This window comes from Nostoc foliaceum FACHB-393 (assembly GCF_014698505.1).
Classification (GTDB): domain Bacteria; phylum Cyanobacteriota; class Cyanobacteriia; order Cyanobacteriales; family Nostocaceae; genus Nostoc; species Nostoc foliaceum_A.
On the sequence record NZ_JACJTD010000045.1, the window covers coordinates 35,324 to 56,041 of the forward strand.

Below are 20,718 nucleotides of genomic sequence, written 5' to 3' on the forward strand. Positions count from 1 at the left end.
ATGTGGAGCAAGAAAGTCAGGGAAAAACATGGAATTATGTTGAGGTAATTACAGATAGAGACACCAGTGCAGAAGATTATAACTGGATTGCTGCTGTCACAGATTTTGCTCTCTACAATTCAATTAAAAATGCCTTTAGCTTCGGTGGGGATTTGCGTTCGCTGCGAATTCCTACAGGCATAAACGATTTGCATGGCGTTACCTTTGGCAGAAACCACGATACTATCCGCGAGATTAATTCCAATGCTATTAACCCCTATAGCGATCCTTCTGATTCTTTTTTGGCAACAGCCTATGTCCTAGCGAGAGAAAGTGGTACTCCTTTAATACTGAACTGGGATAATAGAGATTCTTCTTTTATCAAACATGGTGTAAAATTCCGCCAGATTATGCATCAACGAGGAAATCAAGGAAAATATTTTAACAGGCATTGATAGTCTGACTGTATTGCTAATGGAGCGAGGCAGTGAAGGATTTTTTGTTGTCAATAAAGGGGAGAATAAATTTAATATCCCAGTACTGGATTTGACCTTAACGAATTTGGATGGATGTTATCGGGAACTCCGTAATAACTTTACTGTTGCTATTGAACATCGCGAGCAGGGGAAAAAATTTATAACTCGTTGGGTTAGTTGGAATAGAGGCGGTATGGAAGTTCAAAAACGCGATGCACTCTATTTTATTCGAGAACCTTTTAATCAATGTCAAGTGTAGACGCTTCCTCCATCTTTAAGAGGATGTTTGAAAAGCTGAAGATAGGTATGATTCGCTATTTTGAGCGTTACAAAGTAAAAGGAAGAATCCTAATTTTTCGTTGCTCTGGCTTGGCTACGCTACTTCTGATATAGCAGCCGCCAAGCTGGTTAGGACGCTGTACCAAGAACATCTTCCATAGCACTGCGAAGACAGTCAAATTGAATTAGCTGTTTACGAATTCGACTTTTTAACCATGACCAGCAGCGCTCAATCTTGTTAAGATCGGGTGAATAGGATGGCAAATATTTTAATTGACAGCCTGCTGCTTCAATTAATTCTTTAATATGTCCACCGCGATGAAATGTAGCATTATCTGCAATTACTATTTGTCCTGATTTTAGCGTTGGTATTAAACAAGTTTTTAGCCAAGTCTCAAATACAGTTCTGTTGCAAGCTCCCTCAATAGTAAATGGAGCAAATAAATTCCCATTACAATATGCGGCAATCATATTAACTCGGCCTTTCCTCCTGCCACTTTTGAGTGCATGAAAACGCTCACCCTTGGCATTCCACCCATAGCCATAATCTTCTCTATTATCCATTCCAGCTTCATCTATATAAACTATTTTCTCTGGTTTATACAATGCTATCTCTTCTCTAAATTCTTGTCGTTTAATTTCATCTCGCTCTTGATAACCATAAGTTTTTTTTTACGAGTAAACCCAATTTTATTTAAGGCTCTTGATATTGTGCGACTGCTAATTTTTTCCGGCCATAGTTCAGCCATTTCTACTTGAGTTTTATCCCCATTAACCTCGACAAATTTCTCAAATTTTTCCCAGTCAGTAATTTTATGACCATTTCCTGGTGGTTGACTTGGTAACACTTTGTAATCTCCCGTACTGGCTTTTCGTTGAAGCCAAAGGTTGATTGTATTTCGACTGATTTGAAAAACTTGAGCCGCTTCACTCTTCTTCATTCCGTCTAACTCAATTGCCTGAATTACCTTTTGACGTAAGTCGTAACTGTACGGTTTTGCCATAATCTGTTCTTATACTGAATATATAATCAGTATCTAAGCTTACTTTCATTAAAGATTATACTGTTTGTCCTAACCACCTTGGCGGTTGCTATACAAAACATACTTTTCAAACGCCCTCAAAGAGAGTAGAGAATTTCATGCAATACCGAATAGCAATAATGACGTTAGATATTGCTCCGATTAAGGCTGACCAAGAAAGTCTCCTTTGCCAAGTTCTACACCGCAGTGCCTAAGAATGTCATAGGCTGTTGTGACATGGAAATAAAGGTTTGGTAAAACAAAATATAGGAGAAATGGCATTCCTTGAAAAGAGAGAGTGTTGTCACGCATTTGTAGTGTAATTTCTCTCTCTTCTGAACCGTCAATTTGCTCAGGTTTAAAAGTATTTAAATGAGAAATAGTTTTTTGAATGCGGTCAATAAGTTGAGGAAATGTAGTTTCATTGTCCTCGAATTTAGGTGGTTCTATTCCTGCTAACCGTGCGGCACCTCTATTTACTATATCAGAGGCAATTTGCACTTGTTTTGATAATGGAAACATATCTGGGGATAGACGACTATTAATCAACACAGAAGGATCTATTTTTTTAGTTTCAGCATAAGCAGCACCTTTTTCAAGAATGTTTATAAGGTTATTCAGTGCGCGAATAGACACGGGTATTAAAGCTTGGTACATTGAAATGGTCATTGAGATTTCTCCAGAAAAAGTTCAAAGGACTTTGAGCCGCCCCATCTAATATTAGGGGGTATTGACTGTGATATTGTGTCAAAGAATATGGAACCTAATTTAGTCACAGATCCAAAGATACTAAATGTTTTGAACGAACTTATACAACGGGAACCGATTTTTCATCGTCCAGAGTTGGGGACGACACGTGCCGACTTTGAGCAGATGACGGAAGGCACATTTTGGGAAGTAGGTGCGTCGGGTGGGCGTTACAGCCGGGAGTATGTGTTGGATGAGATGGAGAAGCGTTATGCCAACCCAGAGGAAGACACATAGCAGACTTGTGACTTCCATTGCCTTGAGATTGCCGCCGAAAACTACCTTGTAACCTATACTCTGATTCAGGGTACTCGGATTACCCGACGCTCAACTATTTGGCGACAGACACCGCAGGGTTGGAAGATTGTGTATCACCAAGGAACCGTGGTAGAAAATGCCTGAATGAATGTTTACACTGCGTACCGCTACGAGTTCTCGATATGCTATCTGACGTTGGTGTGCGACTAGAATTTTGGTGAGGCTCAAAGACAGCCCCCATAGTTAATAATCTCTGGATGCTGAATAAAAGTTAGTTCTTTTTGCTTGGGAGGAACTGACCTTTTAGCGATCGCGATCTGTTCCCAATAAATCACGCCATCCATCCATTCAGTCCATTGCGGCGCATCTGTCACCAGTTGAGCAAACTTCTCAGGTCAAGATCCTACAAACTCCAGCGTGGGTTACAGGGTTTACACCGTATTGACCGTTGAGTAACAAAAGATTTAATGTCTGCCAAACACGGCAATCAACAGATGATTCACGCCATCCACTCCACCCAATCGGGCGCATCTGCCACTAGTTGAGCAAATTTGTCAGGGCAAGCGTCTTCAAACTTCAGCATCACGCCGCAACGCTCATCAATAGTCAGGGTACTGAGCAATTCTTTAATATATTGCCCATTTCTGGGCTTGAGCGATTCTTCGAGAACACCGCAAGCATCGCAGAACTTTTTGGTTTACTGAGTGTATCTTAAGTTGCCACGGATGTAATATATTGATTACACCTTCTCTTGAGCTGGAGTTGCGATACCGCGCTTAACTAGACTCGCTTCCAGTTCCTTAATAAATCTTAAGTCTTCCTCCAATAGAGGCTGGCTTTTGCTAGAAGAAAAGTCATTACTTACAGAGGGATTTTTTTCAAGAAAAGCAAAAGCTTGCCGAAATTGACGCGGATTTGCAAAAATTAGCGAGTCAAAGTGACAGGGGATAATCTGCTGAAAATCCCAACTTGCAACTGTATCAGCCCAGTTGAGGACTTGTCTTGGTGCTTGTGGAAAAATAAGGATTTGCAGAATCGGTGCGACAAATGGCCTCCCCTGACCTCGTAGAGCATCGAATGCCTGCTTCCAAGTTTCTTGCCAGCGAAAAGGAAATAAACCAAAGTAGGTTTTTAAGGTTCGCTGTGGTGCTTTAAGAGCATCACGAAACATCTGCCCAATTGAAGTAACTTCCAGCGCACTAGGACGCAAGTAAAGTGCAAACAATGAAATGCGTTGCCATCCTTTACGCCGATTGTCTTCATTGTCCTCAATTACCTCCAAGGCATTGTCTCTTGCATGAAACAATAATGGATAAGGATCTAATTGAACGATTTCCGGCGGGTCAACTGGAACAGAAACTATAGAATCAGTTACAAGCAGAGCGCGCGTCTGCTTGTGAAACACTGCAACTTCTACAAAAGAACCTCGTCCCAGGTTGATGTCCAATATTGCATAGTCAAACTCATAAGCGAAAGGAGCAAGGCTTGAGTCGTCTGGAAGTTCTTGAGTTCGCTTTTGGGGAAAGCCTAGCCAACTAAGGGGCAAGTTGAACGGGAAACTCCACTGGTGCGGGGCAACAAAGACTTGTGCTTGAGGGAAACGTCTGGAAAAGGGACCAACGAAGACTTTATGCTCCAGACCAGAACTAGTTGGCAGTAGGATGTACTTAACTTCACCGTGCTTTGCTACCAACTCATTAACCAAGCGGACACACTCAGTTGTTGGAGCAACGGGCGCATAGACCAGAAGCCCTCCAGCAGCGAGCTTGACGATAGTCATGCGAATTGGCACGATGGTGTAGAGAATGCCGTGAAGCTGATCGAATGTCCAGATAGTGTCCTCAACTATTTCCTTGCGAAGCGTCCGCCGCCTGCCGTAGGGGTAGAGTGGCACAGCAGCCCAGAATGGCCATGACCAGTCTTTTGGCTGGGTCAAAGGATACATCCCTTGATCAAGCAGTTCTAGCCTCGACTTAGATCCAAGTGAGTTCATCGTCGTCCCATTCACTTTTTGCTTCTTTCCAATTTCTAATACTATGTGAGTTTTTAACGGAAGCACGCGTTAAGTTAATTTAATTGATAAATGGTTTTCGAGCTTCTTGAATTCATTCCTAATCATGCTAGTTTAACAATCTTTTACGAATCCAAGAAGCTCAACAGGAGTACAAACTAGACTTGTTAGGTAATCAGCTGAAAAATCCTTGAAATCTGTTTGTGGTAGACTTTTTAGTAATTTCTGACCAAAATTATTGAAACCCAGATTCCTTAAGCCTTTCAGGGATTTTAGTCACTATTCTCCGGCAACTCTACTATTAAGATGCCTCAAAATGACGATATTTTTGCCAGAATTGTGCATTTATTTAGGTGGGTCAACTCATCAAACGCTACTTTTACCCTGAGCTATTAGGAATACAGCACGGTTAACATATAATTTACTTCCATTAAGAAATAAACTATGCCCAAGACTTGGAACATCAAGATAGATAACTATTTTCAAGCCAACCCCAATTGCATCATCGCCACTGCTCATGTAGACAGCTTCCCAACAGACCTTCCCCTAGAACCCAACATCCGCGAACCGAACCGCAAAAGCGCGACCTACAGACAAATCTTCGACTCACTAACGACCGAACCTGTAAAATTCTTCTCGCGTCATAGTGGAATCGTTCTGTCAGCTAATATTGCTAAACCTGTCAAAAACAAAACTGAACTAGAGCTAGAAGTCTTAGAAGCTAACGAGGGAGGTAGTGATGGCATTATCAACGGGGGGCATACAGTTTTAGCTTTTGAGCAAGCGAAAAATTACAACTACAATTTAACCGAAGCCAGAGTAAAAGTTACGATTCACATCGGACTGACAGAAGAATCAGCCAAAGATATAGCCCTAGCTTCAAACACCACAACGCCAGTAGATTCTCGCTCCAAAGTAAACGCTAGGGGTGATTACAAATTCATTAAGCAGTACTTAGCTCAGTTAGAAAGAGCAGAAGATAGAAAATTCCGCATCGCCTATTACCAAAACCAAAGCGGCGCTCCCAGAAATGCCCAGTGTAATGTTACCCATTTGCTGAAGCTCCTTTACTGCCTCGACAGAAATAAATACAACCCCGACGGCAATAAACGAACCAAGCACCCAGCAGGGATGAGTCTTCCAAGTAACATCACAGACGCAGAAAGGGAAAGATTAACCGCTTTATTGCCTCTCTTGACTCATGCTTTGTGGATAGAGCAAAGACTCTACGAAATAATCCAAGACTATATCAGCAACCCCAGAAGAAAGGGTGCTAACGATTTGGCATCAATAGATATACGTAAAACTACATTGTTGCCGGACAGCAAGTATTCATTCGGGTTTGGTGCGCCAACTGACCTTGCACTACCGATAATTGCGTCCTATCGGGTATTTTTGGACAAGGACTATAAATGGATTCTGCCGTTTAACGAATTTGCCGAACATTTCCTCCAACACCTGTGGAATAACTATTTCCGTAAATACTTGGTATCGGAGAAAACGGCAGGAAATACAGTAGGTACAAAAATCAGCCGCAATCAAGAGATTTGGGAAAGTCTTTATATCTCGGCGCAAAGTTATCTAAATCAGCACTTGATGCAAATGGTCAACTCTAGTAAGAAAGAAGAGGAATCGAAAGTGACACAAGGTAGTAGCAAGAGGGGAAAAGGGAAAAGGGATGAACTCAACGCGACTACTGTTCCCAAATAGTTTTTTACCGAATAGGGCATGAGGTATACCCGGATTTCTCACCACACCTCTCAAAGCCTGCGCTTGTGCAGGGGAGCAGGGGAGCAGGGGAGCAGGGGAGAGTTCAAATACTAAGTTCTTTCCCCTCTGCCCCTCTGCCCCTCCGCCCCTCTGCTCTATCAAACGCCTGAAGCTTGTGAGAAATGCGGGTATAGGGGAATGGCACGAAGAAAAGCGTAAATCCCTGGTATTCCTGGATGAAAGGGTGTGGAGTTGCTAAGTTCGGGTGTGGGGAATTAAGAAGATGTTGAACTCCTTGACGCACTCGCATTTAATTGTCTAGAACACACGAAGCTGCAACCCTACCCCCAAAAAGATAGTCAGCAAAGAGGTTTCACATAAATCTTCGTGCCATTCGGAATGGAGGTATAGTAAGCGCTCACTGGATACCGTTATAGATGATTGTGTTCTAGGTTGAATTTATTTATCGCAACTTAGCCAACTTTTACCAGATGAGGGCATATCTCCAGACGAACATATCACCAAAGAACTTTTACGCCAAGACATAAATAGTTTATTAGAATCACTCAAACCGACGCAACGTGAAGTATTAATTTTGCGTTTTGGGTTAGAGAACGATCAAGAACTAACTTTAGCTCAGATTGGAGAGAAATTGAATGTCAGTAGAGAACGAGTTCGCCAAATTCAGCAGCAAGCAATCACTGTTTTACGTCGTCAAAAAACTGAAATTCAACAGTATTTAGTTTCCTGAGAAATACTTATTGATGATATTTGAAGGACTAATTAGCGAAAAAAGGCTGGGGGTAGGGTTACAAGTTTGGGTGTAGGGAAAGATAGAAAGTCTTACTACACCCCACACCTTTTGATTTTTTCAGATCCTGTGAAAAGTCAGATTAAACAAGAGGCTCAATATTTTTGAAAGGTTCAATTAAATATCTACGTCCACCGCCTCTATAAGGTACAGGGGTACTGGGAGTATTAGATTTGGTAATCTCTGAAAATAACTGTTGTGTTTTATAAGTAGGATACAGGGTCTGTGATAATTTATTTATCTGTATTTGGTCATTCAGACTTAGTAACCTAAATAGGAAAGTCCAGACCAAAATATAAGGTGTAAAAGGCATAGTTAATAGCTGTATTTTATCTCTATTAACTAATACTTAATATTTTTAATTTATCCGGTAAATATATATAAATATAATGGCAAAACTGTCTTAATTTTGGGTTTGATATCGCAATATAAATTGGTTTGAATACGACTATTATATAAATCTTTGACAAAAAAACTAATGAAAAAAGTCATGAATTCGACCATGACTTTTGGCACAAATAAATGACCGATTTGGGCAGTTACTAGGGATTGATAAACTCTGGACAATTCTCACCATCCCATCCAACATGGATATATGCCACAGCCTAACAAATTGCCGCCGTACTCAACCCTGTGATAGTTGGGCCCTTACCAGTAATAAAATGCTATGAGCCTAGCTTTCGCCCTCAAGGCGAAAGCGCCTAGATATTTCGGTTGTGCCAAAAATATTATTGATACGGCTGGGCATTTTATTTCTTGGATCCCCCTTAGAGCAACCGACGATGCAGGCTGCTGGTCTAAAAACTTGTTCGTCAAACTCGAAACCGAAATCCTCCGAGTAGTCTGTATGAATCGTGCTAGATGTCACCTCAGTAGGAGGTAGAATCGTTAGGATCTTAGCAATCTGTTCGTCTCCATTCCATCTCCCCGAAATACCTATTGAGCCAAAATGACTATTACTTGCAAACTTCTTTTACAAAATCATGCTCAAGATTGGCAAGAAGCAACTGTGCATCCCTTTCTAGAACAGTGTCAATTAGGTATAATTCAACCCCAGCAATTCAATACATGGTTGATGCAAGATTATCTGTTTGTTGTGGAATTTACGCGGATGGTAGGGCGAGTATTAGCCAGCGCACCTCCAGAACATTTTGATGTGATACTTGGAGGACTGGCAGCTCTTAAAGACGAACTCAACTGGTTTCAAGAAAAAGCTACCCAACGACAACTGGATCTTAATATAAAAAAACAACCAACCTGTAGAGAATACTGTGAATATATGCATAGTCTTGCAGACAAGCCTTATCCTGTGCAAGCAACTGCATTTTGGGCTATTGAATTAGCCTATAATCAAGGTTGGCAACTACCAGGTAAGATGCCTGCACCTTACGATGAATTTGCACAAAGATGGGGAAATACTGATTTTACAAAATATGTAAAACTTTTGTCACAGCAAGCTGATGAGGTTTTAGAAACGGCACAGGAAGATATTCAAAAACAAGCTGAAGAATCTTTTTTAATGGTGGCAAAATTTGAACATAATTTCTGGCAGATGGCTTTTCACACAGCACAGCATGAATCAAAATAGTTTTCAACGGACGAGTGTGAAACGCCCGCAAATTCTTCTTAATTTCCTACAGTCGAACCTGCAACTCCACACCCAAAAAGCAGTAATATCAAGGGTTAGCGCTTTTTAAGCGTGCCATTCAATTATGATCCAACATTGGAAATCAACTTAACCGAAACATGATCTTAGCAAGCTTGCCAAACCCTTGAGTAAAGGCATATTCAATCTCTGCGGGATCACAAATCTCTGTTAGTTTGGATTTCAGCCCAGGAAGTTCTCTAACCTCAATACAGATATTTACATATACATCCTTAGTTTCCACATGGAATAGTCCAGCATTTATGTTTAAAAAATCACCTGTTAGCATTGAACAGTAAGTTAAAGATTGTTTCCATTGTGATTTGTACTTCATTTTAAAATAATTATCGCCTAAATTCTTTTTGAACTTAGATGACTTTTCCTGTGGTTTTGGTTCCCAGAATATACTATTCTCTAACTGCCCAAGGGCTTCTATTGTCGTTACATTAGTCGCCACATTGCTACTGCCTTGTTGTTTAAGCTTTTTCTGTTCGACAAAAGACATAGCCAAGATGCGGTTCTTATGTCGCTCAAAAGCTTCCTTGTACAGTTCCCATGCTTTTTTGGTAATTGCTAATTGGGATGGCTCAACCATTTTAACGATTTCGCGCCAATCTCCAAGAGTAAATTTAGTAATATTTTCAATAAAAGCGATGAAAATGGCGCTATAAATTTTAGTGGGACTTGCACCCCGTAAACCTTGCTTTTTTAGGGTATCAGTAACTAAGTCTAATCTGTAAGTAGAAACAGAAAGGTCAATTTCTGTAAGCTCAAGGCTAAAACCCTGTCTAAGTCGGATTCTGCTAAAAGTTGGCTTTGCAGGATTTTCAATAGTTGTAAAATCAATCGTTTCACCACAGCTTGGACAAATAGCTTGGTGATGTTGAATCACCACTCCATCCTCGTCAACTTCAGCATTAAAATTAGCTAATTCATCAGTTCGCGGTTTAAAAATATGGGTGCAATGCTCACATTGAATTAAACCTTTATTTTGTATTTCTGATATAGTTTTAGGCAATAAACTCCATTTGCGTGGTTCATCAGGAAGCCCATGTTTTTTCCAATTATCCGTAATATCAATAATTACCGCCGTTGGTTTTAAAGTGTAAGTTCTTAGAACCCGCCCCAGCATTTGCAGCCAAAGAGTAGAGCTTTCAGTTGGACGGACACAGTAGACACACTCAATATTAGGACAATCAAAGCCCTCGGTTAAGATTTCATAATTAGTAATTACTTGGGTAGTGCCATTGCGAAAACGCTGCAATATTTCTAATCTCTCTTGTGGGGGAGTTTTCCCATCCAAATGTTCGGCACTAATATAATTACGAGAAAATTCCGCAGCCAGGGCACGAGAATGTTCTAAGCTACAGGCGAAAATAACTGTACGAAGATTTCGTGCATATTTAAAGTAATTCTCAAGGATTTCACTAACCCCAATCTGACTAGTGACGGCAACCGCTAGCTCTTTGGCTCTGAAATCCCCACGAGATTTTGCAACTCCAAGAGTAGAAATAGTTTGATTCGTTGCAAATAATCGAAAGTTACTTAAATACCCGGACTGAATTAAGTAAGCCGTGTCAATGCCAATAACCAAATCATCAAATAAATCAACAAAACCTTGACCGTCAATTCTCTGAGGAGTGGCAGTTACACCTAATATCTGGGCGCTTTCATAATGTTCAATTAGTCGTCGATAAGATAAAGCAGTTGCATGATGCGCTTCATCTAATATCAAAAGTCCAATGTTCATTGGCAACTGTAATACCTCTCGTCTGCTCAACGTTTGAACGCTAGCAACTTGGATTCTTCGTTCCGGATTAGCCAGAACACCTGCTTTGATAATTCCAACGGGTTCACCGATAATTTGCTCTAGCTTTTCGGCAGCTTGAGATATCAACTCAATCCGATGAGCAATGACTAAAACTTGCTTTCCTTGGTCAAAGAATTTATGTGAAATATGTGCAAAACACACCGTTTTCCCGGCGGCTGTCGGGAGTTGTGCAAGCACTCGCCTATTACCATTCTCCCAAGAATTCCAAATATCTTTTATCCACTGATGTTGATAATCTCTAAGTTCGTAGGTAACAGGCATTTAATCTACCTCAACAATGATTTTTCTCCCATGGGAATATTGCTCATTATGCCACAAGCTCTTCAAGTTAAGATACCGACAATCTCAATTCTAAAAGTAGTAAAGATGTTTTGGGTTGAGTTGATGCGATTTTACTTCATAAAGAGTAAATTATAACGAACTGAAGCTATAAGTTGAACTTTTCATAAAAACTAATGCGGTAACTCGTGTATTTTTTGTTTTCCCTGTCCATCCAAAATACAAATTGTGCGATCGCCTTTATTAAGCAAAGGCGATTATCAATCGTTCTCATCAAATACTTTCAATTCTCCTCTACACTCAAATCAATCACCTCAAGAACATCTGGCAACCAGCGAACGTGTTCCACAATCTTGTCGTGAGTCCGAGCTTTATCTCGTGTCACCGTTCCCCACAGCTTACCTTTTTCGGTTAGATGCCAGATATTTTTGTGACTTTGTTTACCATTGGTGTCAGTGTTAATTTGGACCTCCTTGGTTTGCAAGCCAGCAGATTCCAAAACACGGTTAACTATTTGTGGCTTTACGGGTTTGGGCAGTCCGTTGCGTTCGGCATATAATTCACCGATTGCAGTTGGAGACAAATGTCGGTCGGGAGTCGCAACGATTTCCTGGATTGCTCCGACCAACTCCTGTGCCATCGGAGCTATTTCGGGACGCAGCACTTGTACACCTCGAAGGATGGTGATGGTTTGAAGTTCTGCACTAAGCCTTGTGCCAGACAGAATCTTTTGCCCAAAGCTAACGAGTTCATCAAGCGTGGGTTTAATATTTTGTTGTTGGTTTGGCTTGGGCATTTCGTACTTCCCAGTACGCCGCAGTGAGGGAAGCACTTCGTGAAAAACCCAGCGCTGGAAACGTTTAGCGACTGGTTTACGGGATTTGAAAATCAATCGGTAAAGTCCAGCTTCAGTCACTGTAAGCATTTCTTGTCCTTGAGGGTTGTCATCACCAGGGGTATAGACATTAGCTAGACCCCTCTCGTCTTCATCGAAAGAACCTAACGCATCACTTGGATTCTTAATTTCAAGAATTGCACAGACATCGGCAGCGACCCATTCTGGTTTCTCTGGTGTACCAACGAATCGGACTTGTTGAGACTCAAACACAAAAACTGATAAATCCGACATAAATTCAATTCTCCTTAATTGTTACCCAATCACTCAAAACAGCTATACAGCAAGCGGTCAATGTTGGCCTTCTCAAAGTCTTACTCTCATGTTTAGCGATGTAACCGCCCTCTAATTTGTTTTGTTCAAAAGAAACTCCAATTACGTCAAAAACTTTATTAGCAACATCAAGAGAGATAGATTTCGACCAAGACATATTTACTCCTATAAATCGAAAATACCAGCTAAACAATTAAAACCAATCTTCAGCTACTTCAACTTATTCCCCTTTTTGAACCAGTAATTTTCCAGACACCCCAGCCGTAAAACCTAACCCAATCGCCGCCACAGTCACACCGGGCTTAATAAACAACGTCGCAATTCCGATAACTGCACCCCAAAGACAGCCATAGCAGCAAACGATAATCAACTGATTTCTGGGTTTAGCTCTTTCGTCTTCAATAGATTGGTGAACGATGGCATAGTTTTCCATCTGATTAATAATTTCTAGTAAAGAAGCGCCGTACTGTTTTTCTAGGCGTTCGATAGCCAATCTGTCTTGCTTAACTGGACTGATAGCTAGTTTTTGCAATGCTGTGGTTAATTTTTCGCTCATGACACCAAAAAAATTAAGAGAATCATCCGTTAAAAAAAATTGTGAATAATGATGAAAGAGGAAATGTCAAATACGGCTTAACGCAAGAAAGCAAAACTTAATTCGTAAAGATGTAGCCTTAATCCAAGTCTGGTGGTTGTTGAGTCCACCTTTTTGTAACCAGACTTGATGGTAGTGAACTGAGATGCGGCTGCTACTTCTGCCATAGTAATTTTCATGGCAACGGGAGCATACCCCTACACAATCCCAGCCAGAAATTTCGTAACCAGATACGCTTGCACTAGGGAAATGCAGTAAAAACATTCCCAAAAAGCGGCGCAATAAAGAGCGTTTGTATTTGATGTGATGTACAACAGTGGCGCGTCCGTGCCAGGGATTATTAGTGCAGAGTGGTTGCAGCTTTCTTACACGACGGCAAGTTATTGACCAGTTACTAGCGTATTCAAATTTACTTAAAGATTTACGCATTATGTGAGTCGAATTAGTTCAATAATTAGTCAGATTCGAGACAGAGGTGAACAAAATCTCCCTTTCTTAAGAGTCAGGTTGCAACTAACATCAATCAAACATCAATTTTAAATTTGTAAATTAATCCTTGATGGTCAGTTTGGCGGATAAGTGTAACAATTGCTGTTTTTAATTCATCAGCACGGTCATTTTGCCCCAATTCTTTGACGATAAAATCTTCTAAAGTAGAATGCCGTGTCCGCTCCAATTTATCAATCATCTGTTGAGAAGGACTTCTTTGTGTAGCTGTAGCTGTTCTCAACTGCTGCCGTTGTTGAGTTGACAATGAATCTCCTGTTGGTTTATCGTTGTCCCGATCAAGAGCAGAGTAATTAGGCAATTCTGGCATTGCGCTCCATGTAGAATTCCCCCCAAAGAACACAGCGCGGTTACATGGAGAGGCTTTAATTAAAGTGTTTATTCTCTCTAAATCAATCATTTCGAGAATCGGTGACTTTTTCCACTGTTTTAAAACATTAGTATTCTTGTCTGAAATGATGGCAACTGCCGTAATTTGGCTAGTAGCTGATAAATTTAATCCTAGTGGCCCAACATAAGGAGATTGAGCAAGTAGCCAAACATTCTCCTTGCTAGAACCACCAAGTGAAGAAATATGTAAAATCAATGTGCCAATGCGCTCGTTTCGACATTTTTTAGCCGCATCTCCAAGGGTGGAACCTTCGTCAATAACTAATAAAGATTCCTCTTGATTATTAGCCCATTCGATGTAACCTATTTCTTCCTTGGTTCCATCAAGTACTTCATCCATCCATTTACAAATATTTTCTGGGGATTCATTTTTGCATTTTTTACGCCGAACAACGTCAACCACGCCCTCTGTGTAACCATATTCAGATGGTTCATTTTTGGGGTCAATATAAAAGATTTTGCGGTTTGGCTTTTCGGCTTTGATTCGACGTAAAGCATTAGCAACCAGCATTCCTTTTCCGCTTCCACCAATCCCAAAAATAATGCAATTCCGAATAGGTGAAGCAATTTCTCGAACTATATCTATAACGTGTGTGGGATTGTGAATTGAAGATGATGTATTAGTAGCTGCAAGTTCAGTAGAATGCGAATTAGATTGTTGTGAGAGAAATGTGGATTGTTGCAGGGAATTAGAAGAAGTTAGTGAGAAGAATGGTTGATTTAATGATTGACTAGATTGTGATGCATCCTCAATATAATCGATTGCTGCGTTTGAAAAAGCGTATTCTTGACTGCTAGCAAAATGCAACTCTCGCTCTATATCATCCTTACCTACTTGCTGTATATATGCCCTAAAGTCATCACCGGACAAAATATGAGCAATGCAGCCATATTCTCTAATCGCTGCTTGATTGCGTTGAATTTCTTTAGCTTTTTTAAAACTACTATATAGTGTCCATCCGGCAATCAGCGCTCCAGTCAGTGGCGAGGTGGCCGAAGCTGCAACTGCTGCCACAATCAACCCAAGAGCAATATTCCATTGAACGTTGTTTTCGGTAGTGGACTTAAAAGCGATCGCGCTCCATTGCTCCGGGGTTCTTTGGGTCTTATTAATATCAAAACGTGTCATATTCATATTTTTTTATAAAAATCTGGTATTTAAGCGAGAAAGGGAGAAATCCGGGTGAAGACTACGCTCCCGGACTTAACTTATTGCTCGCTAGGGAATAATGGCGTAAGACAATTTACCAACCCAAATGATTAAAGAAACTATTACTTCAATTGCAAACAACGTAACTAGCGCCAATGCCAAATTACCGTAGTCTAATTTCCCCCACTGCCCTGTCGCCAAAATAAATATTAAGTCTGAGATTTTACCGCTAGCCACAGGTGAATAAACAGTAAGGCAAATCATGAAATCAACGGTGTAAGTAAAGATTTTCAACACCTCTAAGTTGCTGACAACAGAGATTGGAAGATGATTGTATGTGCGTTTGAGCATTATGAGAGTGGGATCATCAGTATCTTTCTCTTGATAGCGGGAACGCCCATCAGCCTCGGTAACAATCTTCTCTATAAACTTTTCATTGTTATAGAGAATCAGGGGCAGTATTTCAATAATTTGAATTACGCTCCAAAGTATTGCTCCGAGTATCCAAGAAAGACTCTTTGAAAATATTGCTGCAATTCCGTTGAGCAGAGGGATTGAAGCGACCAGAGAGATAAATGCGCTACTGGTGGCTTTAGCTCCTAAAAAAGATACTGCTCTTTCATAAGGCTGAATGTTCAAATAGGCGAACCAGATGCCAGCTACTACTAACCCCCAATATAAAAGCCGTAGCCAGGAGTTAGTTTTTGCTTGTCCATTCTGATTTTTGGGCATCGTGAAATTCATTTTGCTCCTTCATCTATTGGCTGGCTGTATGTACCACCACGAAAGCGTTTAAGCCTAGTGGCAACTAAATCTCTGTTTCCGGTAAAAGCGATCGCCTCCACTTCTCCCCTATCAGCAATCACACCAGTATTACCGTTGGCATCACAGACTACAGTTCCTTTCGGCAAAGGGTTCAGTGTGATCCGGTCTTTGATAACCTTTCCTTGGACAATCGTCACGTATTTATGAGGGTAGACTGTGGCCACAATTGGCAGACATCCAGATTCATACCTGGAATCAGCAATAGTCGCTTGTTCCTTCTCAAACTCAAGTTGTTGCTCCAGGATTGTTTGTTGCTTAGAGTTTTCAGCAATGGATTGCTTAATGTCTGATACTGCTCCCATATTCCTTTGAATATCACCAGAGGAATAAAGCAGAGATACCCCAATTAACGCGCCAAACACAATCGATGTTTTGTGTTTTCTCCAAATCCTGGTGTTGTTCACTCGCCCATCTCCTCTAAAAAAGCATCAATACTAAAACTGGTATCCGCAGGAGCTAAAGACTTGAAATTCTGTACATCAGATTTGACTTGAGGGGCAAGAGATTTTACTTCGCTCAAAAAGGCATCAACGTCTACTGTTTCCACACCATAACCAGCAAGCAGCTTATTGATTTGCTTATCGTTATCAGAAAGCGAACGCAAGTATTCAGTGCTGTACTGTGTTTGCTCAAGGAAAGAATTAGCTACAGCACCCCTGCTATGATCTAACGCCCTTTGAAACACCTTCGCCTCTAATGTTGCTATTGCATTGGCTTGGGCTACCGCACTACTCATTACCACCCGAATCATCCCTGCCATCATCTGATGATTGACGTTCGGAATAATATTAGCCGCCATGTTGGTTGCTTGTTGAATCGCTGATGCTTCTTGTTCTGATGCTGGCAAGTGCTTTTGACTATTAATTGCTGCACCAGCCAGTTCAAACACTTTCTCCAACTCTTCTGTGATATCTGGGCTAAACTCATCGCCTTCAGGGTCAACGTCTGCCCCGTGGTCACGCATGATTCGCAATGCTTCTATCACTTGCACATCGCTGTAGCGATCGCTGAAATATTCGATTACTTGTTTTCTGGTAAACATTACTAATTCTCCTTCCATTGTTCAAAATCTTTGCGACGTAAATGCATGAAATTCATTTTGAGAAATTCTTTAACTTGAGTATTGTTCTTAATACCTTTTTCGACTTCTTCCCCTTTCAATAAATAAATAATTGCTAATAAAAACCTTTGGTAAGCATCTAAATAATTACTTCGGACTCCTCGGCAGTTTTCATAATAACTGAATCGGAGTGGTGGAATTTCGTTGATAATTTTTTCCTCCCACCTCCAAAGAGTTGTGCGATGAAATCCTAAAAAATTCGCCCATTGTTCTCTTGATAGTAAATTATCCAAAAAAGCATCGCGGATTTTAGAATCTTGTTTGATGTATTGCAAAATCTCAGGTAAATCAGTCCGCGACATTGTTGCACCTGCCTTCTGCAACATTTTTGTCGGTGACTGCAACACGGTTGCACCTACTTTTTACTCCATCATCAAAAACTAAAAAAACTACTGTTTTTGGTCTATTTGAGACTTGATTTTTGTTGTTCATCAGAATAACCAGAGCAAAATGTTGCAAGAGTTGCTGCAAAATGTTGCAAGAGTTAGTGCAACATTTTGCCAAAAATTGAGGTTTTGATACCTGCAACATAAATGAGCAATGTTGCAACGTTGCAGGTATCTAAATAATTAATGTTAGTAAAAAAGCAGTCTTTCCTGGTAAGAAATAAGATTCATCACTCTATTTACTATTCACCATACCAATAAGCTTGATGGAGAGCATTGTAGGTATCAGGGTCAACTTTGCCCGCTAACTTCTTGTAATCAAGTCCATTTTGGAATGCTGATTTTAGTTCTGGGGATATTGGAATACCACTAGCTTTTACCTTGTCAATTTCTTGGTCAATCAGTGACTTATAGCGTGATTGTGCTTTGGGCATAGAGATTTTCCCTACTTGTAAATCCTGATGTAAACTCTCCATTTTCCCTTCAAAAGTCTGTTTTTTGGAGTGAGCAAGTGCTGCTCCCACTAGTCCTGCAATTACAAGGTCAATCATGAAACCAGTCCTCCGTTATCTAACTGATGCAAGTTAAACTGATCGCTTCCTTGTAACGCTTCTTTGAGTGCGTCAAACCCGTTGTTTGCCATATAATCTGAGTAAGTAATTTTAGTTTGTGCGATCTTTGTTTTAGAAGGATCGCTTTTTATTGTTCGCCCTTCTAAAACGGTGTTTGTTGCCAAATACAGCATTGATACATTTGATATTCACATAATAAAAAACCCGTACTATAACGGGCAATAGTTTGAACTGTACTTTGTCCAGTTCTTTTTAAGATCGCACAAAAGAACTGGACAAAGTACAGTTTTTAATGAATATTTTTGATATTTGACTGAGTGCAAGCTTCATGGCTAAGATATTTTAGACAAAGTTTTAACAGTTATGAGTTATCAGTAAAGAATGCTTTTTTTATCCTTGGGTTAAAGTCCCCTACTTCTAAAAAGTGGTAGGTAACAGTTAGTGGGTCAAATCCCTTAACTGTTACTGTGATAACTGATAACTGATAACTGATAACTGTTTACTGTTCACTGATTTAACGTATTTTTCTCTAAGTTGTGGGTTTTGACTAAGCAAATGGTGTAACCGATTGAGTTCTTTTAAAGTGCGTTCAGTTACTCGTCTAGTTTGATTACTCCATCTATCTACTGTGCAGGTTTTCACTCCCATTAACTCGGCTAACTGCCGATGGTACATGGGATGTTTCCCTAGAAAGTCATGAAGTGATTCGATTTCTGGCATATAGACGACCTTTAACGTCAAAGCGATTCTAGAGTAGTACAAATATACTATCTATACCCCTATAGATAAGATATCCTTTTAGTAAGACTTTTTGATAAAAACATCTAACTATAGGGGTATAGTTATATAAAAGTCTCCTTGTTAATCAAAAAATGCCTAAGAAAACTACACCAAAAATGATTCAAATCGCAGTTTCTATTCCAGAGCCGTTGTATGAAGCAGCAAAACGGATTCAAGCAATGGAAGGATGGAATGAGTCAGAAATGCATCGACTGTTTTGGGAAAAAGGATTTGCGCTTCACGTTCAGGGAACTCTTGCCCGTCATCAATTGGGTTTGATTCCTTCTGAAGAAAATCTGGTCGAGTGATGAGGGAACAAGGGAGGAAAAGGAAGGGAGAAAACAGAATTATGTTTGACTAATTCTTCTTCTCCCTTGCCTCTTCAAGAATCCTTCCTCTGTTTGACTAGCACTGAACGCAAGTACTGCCGACAAGCTGCTTCTCCCCGACAGATCAGAATCCGCAGCGCCTGTATTTCCTGCATTGGAGAAACACAGATTTCGGCAATGGCACTAATCAGATTTTGTTGCGATCGCACATAATCTTGATGCTGCTGCTCTAACACAACAATCTTGGAGTTTAACTGCTGTATCTGCCGTAATGCTTGAGTTAAGGACGATTCTTTGTTTCGAGAGCGATTATCCAAAGTGAATGTCATTTTCTTGCTCCTACTTATTTAGATAGTCGAAAGCTTTGCCAATCAGGACATTTATCACCGAAGCAGCCTTTGGGATGAACAGCGCAATTGAGAAACACACCGTTGTAGACAACCCCGTGGAAATGCTTGCAACCTCGGCACGGAAGAGGCACAGGTCTGGGTTTTAATGATTCTTCAAATTGCGCTGTCTCAATCCGACTGCCGATAAACATGGTTAATCCAGTTCCCATCAAGCTGAAACACAAAGCCAGCCTCGCTGCGCTTGCAGGTATTGTGATGTTGAAGTGATTGGTTTTCTTTTGCCCGAAAACCATAACACAGCCACTCAGAATAGTGGAAAATGCGAAAACTACAATGGCAGATTTAAGAATCAATTGCCTTGTGTTCATCTTTGTCTTTTAGGTGGTTCGTTTTTAGATAACAAAGAAGAGAAGTCGTAAATCGTTACTGTTGGTTTTGGTTCAGGTTCTGGTTTTAGTTTCGACTTTATCACGAGTTCAGGACTGCCCAAGCCAACTGCATTTTTAATTTCCTGCTCCATGACTTGATTCTCCTTGTTGATTAAATTGCTCCACCTGAACAATTGCGTCTACAACTTCTCCCAAAACATTAAACGCATCATTTAGCACTACATTGTTTGATGTAGAAAAATACTCGGACGACTGAAGTCTGCGATAATCCTTACTACTTACCACAAGCTGCAATGTATATTGACATCCTTGTAAAATAGTCCGAATTTCTGATGTGGTTAATTTGATTTCCATCGTTGTTCCTCCTAAAATTTGTCCCGGTGAATACTGAAACTTGCTCCAACTAGAGAACTGCCCAAGAAAGCGGAAAAACTTACCAGAATTGCACCCAGGCAAATATTTTTCTGCTGTTGCCAGTAATGAGAACTCGTAGCAATCTCCATTCCCCAGCAGCCTGTTGCTCCTACTCCCGCAAATCCGGTAAAAAGTAAGGATAGAATTGCAGTTGTTTCTATGATGCGATCAACGAAAATCCTGGGGTTAAATCTTTTTCGAGTCCGACGAAGAACTAACTTACTCTTATTATTTGAAGGCAAATATGATTGATGAGTTACTTTCTGTGTTTTCATTTTGCATCTTCCAATTCAATAAAAAACCCTGCACCAGTATTGCTAATCTTTACCTTTCTTTGATTGACTAAGGTTTGAATAACTGACAGACTGAAGTTGATATGACACAATCGAGCGCTACCACCACAACGATTGAGATATTGTAGGCACAGTGAGGACTTATCAGTAGGGGTGGGATGAGTGGATTTTCTCGGCATAATCTTGGCTATTACTCTATGATTTGTAAATGATGTGCATTGAAAAAAATTCCTTGACCAGGCGGCATGTCTGGAAAATGAACGCAAACCATGCCATGTACTGAATACTGGATTACTGTACCTGTTTGCCCTAACCTTGGATCTTTTTCTGTCAGGGCTTTAATGACTTTTACAACTGAATTAATTGGTGGAAGATTAGCCATTTTTAATCCTTTGCTGATTA

The 20,718-nt window shown here is 40.4% G+C and carries 33 protein-coding genes; 7 read left to right on the top strand and 26 right to left on the bottom strand.

Going from position 1 to position 20,718, the window contains the following annotated elements:
- The first annotated feature begins 2 nt into the window (after positions 1 to 2).
- Positions 3 to 434, top strand: coding sequence for a hypothetical protein (locus H6G92_RS38890; protein ID WP_199344994.1), 432 nt, complete (start codon positions 3 to 5; stop codon positions 432 to 434).
- Between the two features lie 19 nt (positions 435 to 453).
- Positions 454 to 714, top strand: a complete 261-nt coding sequence (locus H6G92_RS38895) for a hypothetical protein (protein ID WP_199344995.1) — start codon at positions 454 to 456, stop codon at positions 712 to 714.
- A 149-nt stretch (positions 715 to 863) separates the two neighbouring features.
- Here H6G92_RS38895 and H6G92_RS27445 read toward each other — a convergent pair.
- Both H6G92_RS27445 and H6G92_RS27450 read right to left on the bottom strand, forming a co-directional pair.
- Positions 864 to 1,738, bottom strand: a protein-coding gene (locus H6G92_RS27445) for an IS630 family transposase (protein ID WP_190898362.1) whose coding sequence is annotated in 2 segments (ribosomal slippage) — positions 864 to 1,406 and positions 1,409 to 1,738 — 873 coding nt in all. Because the reading frame shifts where the segments join, the coding sequence is not laid out codon by codon here.
- A 180-nt stretch (positions 1,739 to 1,918) separates the two neighbouring features.
- Positions 1,919 to 2,425 carry a DUF1993 domain-containing protein gene (locus H6G92_RS27450; protein ID WP_190898364.1) on the bottom strand — a complete coding sequence of 169 codons (507 nt, stop codon included), beginning with the start codon at positions 2,423 to 2,425 and terminating at the stop codon, positions 1,919 to 1,921.
- An 87-nt stretch (positions 2,426 to 2,512) separates the two neighbouring features.
- On the opposite strand from H6G92_RS27450, the gene H6G92_RS38900 reads away from it, so the two are divergent.
- Complete coding sequence (locus tag H6G92_RS38900) at positions 2,513 to 2,740, top strand: hypothetical protein (RefSeq protein WP_199344996.1); 228 nt, start codon at positions 2,513 to 2,515, stop codon at positions 2,738 to 2,740.
- Between the two features lie 245 nt (positions 2,741 to 2,985).
- On the opposite strand, the gene H6G92_RS27460 is transcribed toward H6G92_RS38900, so the two are convergent.
- The 3 genes from H6G92_RS27460 to H6G92_RS27465 form a co-directional block, all read right to left on the bottom strand.
- Complete coding sequence (locus H6G92_RS27460; RefSeq protein ID WP_190898368.1) at positions 2,986 to 3,135, bottom strand: hypothetical protein; 150 nt, start codon at positions 3,133 to 3,135, stop codon at positions 2,986 to 2,988.
- A 125-nt stretch (positions 3,136 to 3,260) separates the two neighbouring features.
- Positions 3,261 to 3,383, bottom strand: a complete 123-nt coding sequence (locus H6G92_RS40485; protein ID WP_277926783.1) for a hypothetical protein — start codon at positions 3,381 to 3,383, stop codon at positions 3,261 to 3,263.
- A 117-nt stretch (positions 3,384 to 3,500) separates the two neighbouring features.
- Positions 3,501 to 4,706 carry a DUF4336 domain-containing protein gene (locus H6G92_RS27465; RefSeq protein ID WP_190898474.1) on the bottom strand — a complete coding sequence of 402 codons (1,206 nt, stop codon included), beginning with the start codon at positions 4,704 to 4,706 and terminating at the stop codon, positions 3,501 to 3,503.
- Positions 4,707 to 5,216: 510 nt separating this feature from the next.
- On the opposite strand from H6G92_RS27465, the gene H6G92_RS27470 reads away from it, so the two are divergent.
- Positions 5,217 to 6,482 (top strand): AIPR family protein, encoded by a 1,266-nt coding sequence (locus tag H6G92_RS27470; RefSeq protein ID WP_190898374.1) that lies wholly within the window; start codon positions 5,217 to 5,219, stop codon positions 6,480 to 6,482.
- Between the two features lie 499 nt (positions 6,483 to 6,981).
- On the top strand, positions 6,982 to 7,233 hold the full coding sequence (locus tag H6G92_RS27475) for a sigma-70 family RNA polymerase sigma factor (RefSeq protein WP_313890000.1): 252 nt from the start codon (positions 6,982 to 6,984) through the stop codon (positions 7,231 to 7,233).
- 142 nt (positions 7,234 to 7,375) lie between these two features.
- Here the strand turns inward: H6G92_RS27475 and patX are convergent, their stop codons facing one another.
- Positions 7,376 to 7,606 carry a heterocyst-inhibiting protein PatX gene (gene patX, locus H6G92_RS41240; RefSeq protein WP_390625544.1) on the bottom strand — a complete coding sequence of 77 codons (231 nt, stop codon included), beginning with the start codon at positions 7,604 to 7,606 and terminating at the stop codon, positions 7,376 to 7,378.
- 636 nt (positions 7,607 to 8,242) lie between these two features.
- Between patX and H6G92_RS27480 the strand changes: the two genes are divergently transcribed.
- The gene (locus H6G92_RS27480; protein WP_190898379.1) at positions 8,243 to 8,881 is read left to right on the top strand and encodes a thiaminase II/PqqC family protein; all 639 of its coding nucleotides are present in this window, start codon (positions 8,243 to 8,245) and stop codon (positions 8,879 to 8,881) included.
- Positions 8,882 to 9,023: 142 nt separating this feature from the next.
- On the opposite strand, the gene H6G92_RS27485 is transcribed toward H6G92_RS27480, so the two are convergent.
- The 13 genes from H6G92_RS27485 to H6G92_RS27545 form a co-directional block, all read right to left on the bottom strand.
- Positions 9,024 to 11,030 carry a DEAD/DEAH box helicase gene (locus H6G92_RS27485; protein WP_190898385.1) on the bottom strand — a complete coding sequence of 669 codons (2,007 nt, stop codon included), beginning with the start codon at positions 11,028 to 11,030 and terminating at the stop codon, positions 9,024 to 9,026.
- 301 nt (positions 11,031 to 11,331) lie between these two features.
- Entirely contained in the window at positions 11,332 to 12,177 is an 846-nt protein-coding gene (locus H6G92_RS27490) for a BRO-N domain-containing protein (RefSeq protein ID WP_190898391.1), read from the bottom strand.
- A 4-nt stretch (positions 12,178 to 12,181) separates the two neighbouring features.
- Entirely contained in the window at positions 12,182 to 12,373 is a 192-nt protein-coding gene (locus tag H6G92_RS27495) for a hypothetical protein (RefSeq protein ID WP_190898394.1), read from the bottom strand.
- Between the two features lie 63 nt (positions 12,374 to 12,436).
- The gene (locus H6G92_RS27500; protein WP_190898399.1) at positions 12,437 to 12,772 is read right to left on the bottom strand and encodes a hypothetical protein; all 336 of its coding nucleotides are present in this window, start codon (positions 12,770 to 12,772) and stop codon (positions 12,437 to 12,439) included.
- Between the two features lie 66 nt (positions 12,773 to 12,838).
- Complete coding sequence (locus H6G92_RS27505; RefSeq protein ID WP_190898403.1) at positions 12,839 to 13,240, bottom strand: hypothetical protein; 402 nt, start codon at positions 13,238 to 13,240, stop codon at positions 12,839 to 12,841.
- Positions 13,241 to 13,334: 94 nt separating this feature from the next.
- Positions 13,335 to 14,837, bottom strand: coding sequence for a hypothetical protein (locus H6G92_RS27510; protein WP_206758407.1), 1,503 nt, complete (start codon positions 14,835 to 14,837; stop codon positions 13,335 to 13,337).
- Between the two features lie 90 nt (positions 14,838 to 14,927).
- The gene (locus H6G92_RS27515) at positions 14,928 to 15,602 is read right to left on the bottom strand and encodes a hypothetical protein (protein ID WP_190898411.1); all 675 of its coding nucleotides are present in this window, start codon (positions 15,600 to 15,602) and stop codon (positions 14,928 to 14,930) included.
- The gene (locus tag H6G92_RS27520; protein WP_190898415.1) at positions 15,599 to 16,087 is read right to left on the bottom strand and encodes a hypothetical protein; all 489 of its coding nucleotides are present in this window, start codon (positions 16,085 to 16,087) and stop codon (positions 15,599 to 15,601) included. The genes H6G92_RS27515 and H6G92_RS27520 overlap by 4 nt, the downstream gene beginning before the upstream one ends.
- On the bottom strand, positions 16,084 to 16,725 hold the full coding sequence (locus H6G92_RS27525) for a hypothetical protein (protein ID WP_190898421.1): 642 nt from the start codon (positions 16,723 to 16,725) through the stop codon (positions 16,084 to 16,086). Before H6G92_RS27525 ends, H6G92_RS27520 begins: the two co-directional genes overlap by 4 nt.
- Before the next feature lie 2 nt (positions 16,726 to 16,727).
- Positions 16,728 to 17,150, bottom strand: coding sequence for a hypothetical protein (locus H6G92_RS27530; protein WP_190898426.1), 423 nt, complete (start codon positions 17,148 to 17,150; stop codon positions 16,728 to 16,730).
- Between the two features lie 281 nt (positions 17,151 to 17,431).
- Complete coding sequence (locus H6G92_RS27535) at positions 17,432 to 17,740, bottom strand: hypothetical protein (RefSeq protein WP_190898431.1); 309 nt, start codon at positions 17,738 to 17,740, stop codon at positions 17,432 to 17,434.
- Positions 17,737 to 17,934 (bottom strand): hypothetical protein, encoded by a 198-nt coding sequence (locus H6G92_RS27540; protein ID WP_094346014.1) that lies wholly within the window; start codon positions 17,932 to 17,934, stop codon positions 17,737 to 17,739. The genes H6G92_RS27535 and H6G92_RS27540 overlap by 4 nt, the downstream gene beginning before the upstream one ends.
- A 289-nt stretch (positions 17,935 to 18,223) precedes the next feature.
- Entirely contained in the window at positions 18,224 to 18,481 is a 258-nt protein-coding gene (locus H6G92_RS27545; RefSeq protein WP_190898436.1) for a hypothetical protein, read from the bottom strand.
- A gap of 176 nt (positions 18,482 to 18,657) precedes the next feature.
- Between H6G92_RS27545 and H6G92_RS27550 the strand changes: the two genes are divergently transcribed.
- Positions 18,658 to 18,849, top strand: a complete 192-nt coding sequence (locus tag H6G92_RS27550) for a hypothetical protein (protein WP_242059333.1) — start codon at positions 18,658 to 18,660, stop codon at positions 18,847 to 18,849.
- A gap of 74 nt (positions 18,850 to 18,923) precedes the next feature.
- On the opposite strand, the gene H6G92_RS27555 is transcribed toward H6G92_RS27550, so the two are convergent.
- The 7 genes from H6G92_RS27555 to H6G92_RS27585 all read right to left on the bottom strand — a co-directional run.
- A complete protein-coding gene (locus tag H6G92_RS27555; protein ID WP_190898439.1) occupies positions 18,924 to 19,199 on the bottom strand; it encodes a hypothetical protein in 276 nt (91 codons plus the stop codon).
- Positions 19,200 to 19,213: 14 nt separating this feature from the next.
- Positions 19,214 to 19,588 carry a hypothetical protein gene (locus tag H6G92_RS27560; protein ID WP_190898442.1) on the bottom strand — a complete coding sequence of 125 codons (375 nt, stop codon included), beginning with the start codon at positions 19,586 to 19,588 and terminating at the stop codon, positions 19,214 to 19,216.
- The gene (locus H6G92_RS27565) at positions 19,585 to 19,740 is read right to left on the bottom strand and encodes a hypothetical protein (RefSeq protein WP_190898444.1); all 156 of its coding nucleotides are present in this window, start codon (positions 19,738 to 19,740) and stop codon (positions 19,585 to 19,587) included. Before H6G92_RS27565 ends, H6G92_RS27560 begins: the two co-directional genes overlap by 4 nt.
- Complete coding sequence (locus H6G92_RS27570; protein WP_190898446.1) at positions 19,724 to 19,963, bottom strand: hypothetical protein; 240 nt, start codon at positions 19,961 to 19,963, stop codon at positions 19,724 to 19,726. Before H6G92_RS27570 ends, H6G92_RS27565 begins: the two co-directional genes overlap by 17 nt.
- A gap of 11 nt (positions 19,964 to 19,974) precedes the next feature.
- Positions 19,975 to 20,298, bottom strand: coding sequence for a hypothetical protein (locus tag H6G92_RS27575; RefSeq protein WP_190898453.1), 324 nt, complete (start codon positions 20,296 to 20,298; stop codon positions 19,975 to 19,977).
- A complete protein-coding gene (locus tag H6G92_RS27580) occupies positions 20,295 to 20,495 on the bottom strand; it encodes a hypothetical protein (protein WP_190898459.1) in 201 nt (66 codons plus the stop codon). Before H6G92_RS27580 ends, H6G92_RS27575 begins: the two co-directional genes overlap by 4 nt.
- An 11-nt stretch (positions 20,496 to 20,506) precedes the next feature.
- The coding region (locus H6G92_RS27585) for a hypothetical protein (protein WP_242059334.1) at positions 20,507 to 20,718 on the bottom strand (212 nt) is incomplete at its 5' end.

Excerpts from the sequence above, each read along its gene's own strand:
- H6G92_RS27540 (WP_094346014.1), bottom strand. The coding sequence starts at position 17,934 with ATGCTGTATTTGGCAACAAACACCGTTTTAGAAGGGCGAACAATAAAA.
- H6G92_RS27510 (WP_206758407.1), bottom strand. The coding sequence starts at position 14,837 with ATGACACGTTTTGATATTAATAAGACCCAAAGAACCCCGGAGCAATGG.
- H6G92_RS27580 (WP_190898459.1), bottom strand. The coding sequence starts at position 20,495 with ATGCCGAGAAAATCCACTCATCCCACCCCTACTGATAAGTCCTCACTG.
- patX (WP_390625544.1), bottom strand. The coding sequence starts at position 7,606 with ATGCCTTTTACACCTTATATTTTGGTCTGGACTTTCCTATTTAGGTTA.
- H6G92_RS27575 (WP_190898453.1), bottom strand. The coding sequence starts at position 20,298 with ATGAAAACACAGAAAGTAACTCATCAATCATATTTGCCTTCAAATAAT.
- H6G92_RS27515 (WP_190898411.1), bottom strand. The coding sequence starts at position 15,602 with ATGAATTTCACGATGCCCAAAAATCAGAATGGACAAGCAAAAACTAAC.
- H6G92_RS27525 (WP_190898421.1), bottom strand. The coding sequence starts at position 16,725 with ATGTTTACCAGAAAACAAGTAATCGAATATTTCAGCGATCGCTACAGC.
- H6G92_RS27565 (WP_190898444.1), bottom strand. The coding sequence starts at position 19,740 with ATGGAGCAGGAAATTAAAAATGCAGTTGGCTTGGGCAGTCCTGAACTC.
- H6G92_RS38895 (WP_199344995.1), top strand. The coding sequence starts at position 454 with ATGGAGCGAGGCAGTGAAGGATTTTTTGTTGTCAATAAAGGGGAGAAT.
- H6G92_RS38900 (WP_199344996.1), top strand. The coding sequence starts at position 2,513 with ATGGAACCTAATTTAGTCACAGATCCAAAGATACTAAATGTTTTGAAC.
- H6G92_RS27490 (WP_190898391.1), bottom strand. The coding sequence starts at position 12,177 with ATGTCGGATTTATCAGTTTTTGTGTTTGAGTCTCAACAAGTCCGATTC.
- H6G92_RS27535 (WP_190898431.1), bottom strand. The coding sequence starts at position 17,740 with ATGATTGACCTTGTAATTGCAGGACTAGTGGGAGCAGCACTTGCTCAC.
- H6G92_RS27485 (WP_190898385.1), bottom strand. The coding sequence starts at position 11,030 with ATGCCTGTTACCTACGAACTTAGAGATTATCAACATCAGTGGATAAAA.
- H6G92_RS27550 (WP_242059333.1), top strand. The coding sequence starts at position 18,658 with ATGATTCAAATCGCAGTTTCTATTCCAGAGCCGTTGTATGAAGCAGCA.
- H6G92_RS27555 (WP_190898439.1), bottom strand. The coding sequence starts at position 19,199 with ATGACATTCACTTTGGATAATCGCTCTCGAAACAAAGAATCGTCCTTA.
- H6G92_RS27505 (WP_190898403.1), bottom strand. The coding sequence starts at position 13,240 with ATGCGTAAATCTTTAAGTAAATTTGAATACGCTAGTAACTGGTCAATA.
- H6G92_RS27480 (WP_190898379.1), top strand. The coding sequence starts at position 8,243 with ATGACTATTACTTGCAAACTTCTTTTACAAAATCATGCTCAAGATTGG.
- H6G92_RS27465 (WP_190898474.1), bottom strand. The coding sequence starts at position 4,706 with ATGTATCCTTTGACCCAGCCAAAAGACTGGTCATGGCCATTCTGGGCT.
- H6G92_RS27495 (WP_190898394.1), bottom strand. The coding sequence starts at position 12,373 with ATGTCTTGGTCGAAATCTATCTCTCTTGATGTTGCTAATAAAGTTTTT.
- H6G92_RS27500 (WP_190898399.1), bottom strand. The coding sequence starts at position 12,772 with ATGAGCGAAAAATTAACCACAGCATTGCAAAAACTAGCTATCAGTCCA.
- H6G92_RS27560 (WP_190898442.1), bottom strand. The coding sequence starts at position 19,588 with ATGAACACAAGGCAATTGATTCTTAAATCTGCCATTGTAGTTTTCGCA.
- H6G92_RS27570 (WP_190898446.1), bottom strand. The coding sequence starts at position 19,963 with ATGGAAATCAAATTAACCACATCAGAAATTCGGACTATTTTACAAGGA.
- H6G92_RS27470 (WP_190898374.1), top strand. The coding sequence starts at position 5,217 with ATGCCCAAGACTTGGAACATCAAGATAGATAACTATTTTCAAGCCAAC.
- H6G92_RS27545 (WP_190898436.1), bottom strand. The coding sequence starts at position 18,481 with ATGCCAGAAATCGAATCACTTCATGACTTTCTAGGGAAACATCCCATG.
- H6G92_RS27450 (WP_190898364.1), bottom strand. The coding sequence starts at position 2,425 with ATGACCATTTCAATGTACCAAGCTTTAATACCCGTGTCTATTCGCGCA.